Origin of the sequence: Streptomyces flavofungini (assembly GCF_041028215.1) — a bacterium.
Taxonomy (GTDB): Bacteria; Actinomycetota; Actinomycetes; order Streptomycetales; family Streptomycetaceae; genus Streptomyces; species Streptomyces flavofungini_B.
Window position 1 is genome coordinate 1 of record NZ_JASKYR010000748.1, and the last position, 3,599, is coordinate 3,599.

3 protein-coding genes are annotated in these 3,599 nt (G+C 72.5%); all 3 read right to left on the reverse strand.

The genetic code is table 11. The features are described 5' to 3' along the window. Positions 1-944: ABC transporter permease (locus tag AB8Z36_RS33710; RefSeq protein WP_369217190.1), on the reverse strand; the 944-nt coding region annotated here is incomplete at its 3' end. Further along, positions 934-2,487: a sugar ABC transporter ATP-binding protein gene (locus AB8Z36_RS33715; protein ID WP_369217191.1), complete on the reverse strand. Its 1,554-nt coding sequence runs from the start codon at positions 2,485-2,487 to the stop codon at positions 934-936. The genes AB8Z36_RS33710 and AB8Z36_RS33715, both read right to left, overlap by 11 nt. Next, positions 2,484-3,521 (reverse strand): LacI family DNA-binding transcriptional regulator, encoded by a 1,038-nt coding sequence (locus AB8Z36_RS33720; protein ID WP_369217192.1) that lies wholly within the window; start codon positions 3,519-3,521, stop codon positions 2,484-2,486. The genes AB8Z36_RS33715 and AB8Z36_RS33720 overlap by 4 nt, the downstream gene beginning before the upstream one ends. Positions 3,522-3,599: the final 78 nt, after the last annotated feature.

The window sequence follows — 3,599 nt, forward strand, 5'->3', positions numbered from 1 at the left end:
CGGCCCGCCTCTCCGGTCTGCGGGTCAAGCGTGAGAAGCTCGTCATCTACGGGCTCTCCGGGCTCTTCGCCGCCGTCGCGGGCATCGTGCTCGCCTCCCGCCTCGTCTCCGCGCAACCGCAGGCCGYYSCGGGCTACGMGCTCGASRCYRGCGCCGCCGATCACGACGGCGGCGATGGCGTCGAGCTCGTAGCCCTGGGCGGCCTGCGGTTGCGCGGAGACGAGGCGGGAGGCGAGCACGATGCCCGCGACGGCGGCGAAGAGCCCGGAGAGCGCGTAGATGACGAGCTTCTGACGCTTGACGCGCAGACCGGAGAGGCGGGCCGCCTCCTCGTTGCCGCCGATCGCGTACATCGAGCGGCCGATGAACGTACGGCCGAGCACCACGGCCGTGACCAGACCCATCACGACCATCACGAGCACCGGGACCGGCAGCCAGCCGCCGACCGTGTCACCGAGGTGCGAGACGGAGTCGGGGAAGGGGATCGGGCTGCCCTGCGAGATCACCAGGGAGAGGCCGCGGGCCACCGACAGCATGGCGAGCGTCGCGATGAACGGCGGCAGCTTCCCGTACGAGACGAGCAGGCCGTTGACGAAGCCGCAGGCCATGCCCGCCGCGACGGCGAGGACCACCGCGAGCCAGACCGGCAGGCCCTGCGAGGTCGCGGTCCAGGCGAGGACCGTGGCCGAGAGCGCGGCCACCGAGCCGACGGACAGGTCGATGCCCGCCGAGACGATCACGAAGGTGACGCCGAACGCGAGGATCGCGGTCACGGCGGCCTGGACGCCGACGTTGAGCAGGTTCTGGGTGGTGAGAAAGTCGCCGGAGAGCAGCGACATCGCCACGACCAGGACGATCAGGGCGCTGAGCGCGCCGTTGTCGAGCAGCACGCGGCGGAGCGAACTCGCGCCACCCGCGTCACGCTTCACGGTTTCAGTGGCCACGGGAGCCCTCCGCTTCTTCCTTGGATTCGGATGCCTGTACGGGGTCCGACGCCCCCGCGCTGCTGACGGCGAGGGCCATCACCGCGTCCTGCGTCGCCTCCCCGGCGGGCAGTTCACCGGCGATCCGGCCCTGCGCCATGACCAGGACCCGGTCGCTCATGCCGAGCACCTCGGGCAGGTCGCTGGAGATCATCAGGACCGCGTGCCCGGAGGCCGTCAGTTCGTTGATCAGCTGGTAGATCTCCACCTTCGCGCCCACGTCGATGCCGCGCGTCGGCTCGTCGAGGATCAGCACCCTGACGTCGGCGAGCAGCCACTTGCCGATGACGACCTTCTGCTGGTTGCCGCCGGAGAGCGTGCGCACCCGCTGGCCGAGCCCGGCCATCCGCACGCCGAGCTGCCCGGCGATCCGGGCGGCGGCCTCCTGCTGGCCCCGCAGGTCCACGAACCCGGCGCGGGTCGCCGAGCGGAGCGTGACCAGGCCGAGGTTCTCCCGCACCGAGGCGTCGAGCACCAGGCCCTGCCCCTTGCGGTCCTCGGGCACCAGGCCGACGCCCGCGCCCATCGCGGCGTTCACGTCGTGCCGGGGCAGCCGCTCGCCGCGCACGTCGACCGTTCCCGCGTCGTACGGATCGGCCCCGAAGACGGCGCGCGCGACCTCCGTGCGCCCGGCGCCGACCAGGCCCGCGAGCCCGACGACCTCGCCCGCCCGCACCTCGAAGGTGACGTCGTGGAAGACGCCGTCCCGGGTCAGGCCCTCGACGCGGAGCAGCGGCGGACCGGTCTCCGGACGCTCGCGCGGGTACTGCTGCTCGATGCTGCGGCCCACCATGAGCCGGACGAGTTCGTCCTCCGGGGTGGACGCGGGCACCTGGTCGACGCTGCGGCCGTCGCGCAGGACGGTGACGCGGTCGCCGAGCGCGGCGATCTCCTCCAGGTGGTGGGTGATGAAGACGATGCCGACGCCGTCCGCGCGCAGCGTGCGCACGATGGCGAAGAGCGTGTCGACCTCCTCGGAGGTCAGCACGGCCGTCGGCTCGTCCATGATGAGCACGCGCGCGTCCAGGCTGAGCGCCTTGGCGATCTCGACCATCTGGAGCCGGGCGATGCCCAGTTCGCGCACCCTGGCGCGCGGCGAGACCTTCAGGCCGACCCGCTTCAGGAGGACCTCGGCGTCGGCCTCCATCTTCTTGCGGTCGACCAGGCCGAAGCGGCGCGGCTGACGGCCCAGGAAGATGTTCTCGGCCACCGTCAGGTCGGGTACGAGGTTGAACTCCTGGTAGATGGTGGCGATGCCGAGCCGTTCGGCGTCCTGCGCGCCGCTGATGCGCACCTCCGCGCCGTCGGCGAGGATGCGTCCGCCGTCGGGGCGGTAGGCGCCGGACAGCATCTTGATGAGGGTGCTCTTGCCCGCGCCGTTCTCGCCGAGCAGGACGTGCACCTCTCCGCGCCGCAGGTCGAAGTCCACGGAGTCGAGCGCGACGACTCCGGGAAAGGTCTTGCGGATGCCTTCGATGCGCAGCAACTCGTCCTGGCTGCTCACGGGCTGCTCCTTCGTACGCGGGTGTCCTCGCCGCAGGAACGCCGGACGACGAGGCGGGCGGGCAGGGTGACGGAACGCGGGCTCCGGCCCTCGATCCGGTCGATCAGCGCGTGCACGGCGGCCCGGCCGAGCTCCGCCGTCGGCTGGGCGATCGCGGTGATGGGCGGGTCGGTGTGCACGAACCACGGGATGTCGTCGAACGCCGCGAGGCCGATGTCGTGCGGTACCCGCAGGCCGTGCGCGCGGATCGCGTCGAGGGCGCCGAGCGCCATCAGGTTGTCGGCGGCGAAGACGGCCTCGGGCGGCTCGGGCAGGGCGAGGAACCGCTCGGTGGCGCGGCGCCCGCTGTCGGCCTGGAAGTCGCCCTGGCCGATGTAGGCGTCGGGCAGGGCGATGCCGTGCTCGCGCAGCGCGTCCCTGAAGGCCTCGACGCGCTCGCTGCCGGTGGTCGTGGCGGCGGGGCCCGCGATGATGGCGAGCCTGCGGTGGCCGAGGGCGTGCAGATGGGCGACCAGGTCGCGCACGGCCCGCCGGCCGTCGGAGCGGACGACGGGGACGTCGACGCCGGGAATCCACCGGTCGACGAAGACCACGGGGGTGCCCGCGCGCACGGCGTCGAGCATCAGCGGCGAGCCGCCGTCGGTGGGGGAGACGAGCAGGCCGTCGATCCGCCGGTCGAGCAGCGTGCGTACGTGGTGGTCCTGGAGCTCGGGGCGCTCGTCGGCGTTGCCGATGATCACGCTGTAGCCGAGCGCGCGGGCGGCCTCCTCGACGGAGCGGGCCAGCTCGGTGAAGTAGGGGTTCAGCACGTCGCTGATGACGAGGCCGAGGGTCCGCGTCTGGTGGGTGCGCAGCGAGCGGGCCACGGCGTTCGGCCGGTAGCCGAGCGCCTCGACGGCGGCGAGCACGCTCTCCCGGGAACCGGGGCTGACCGAGGGGTGCCCGTTGAGGACCCGGGACACCGTGGCCACGGAGACCCCGGCCTCGGCCGCCACGTCCTTGATCCCCACCGAGCCCGGTGGACTGGGTGCCATCGCCGCTCCACCTCCTTGTGGAATCGATTACACGGAGGATTGGAAACGATTACACGGGGGGCTGACAAGGGGTGGGGG

Excerpts from the sequence above, each read along its gene's own strand:
- AB8Z36_RS33720 (WP_369217192.1), bottom strand. The coding sequence starts at position 3,521 with ATGGCACCCAGTCCACCGGGCTCGGTGGGGATCAAGGACGTGGCGGCC.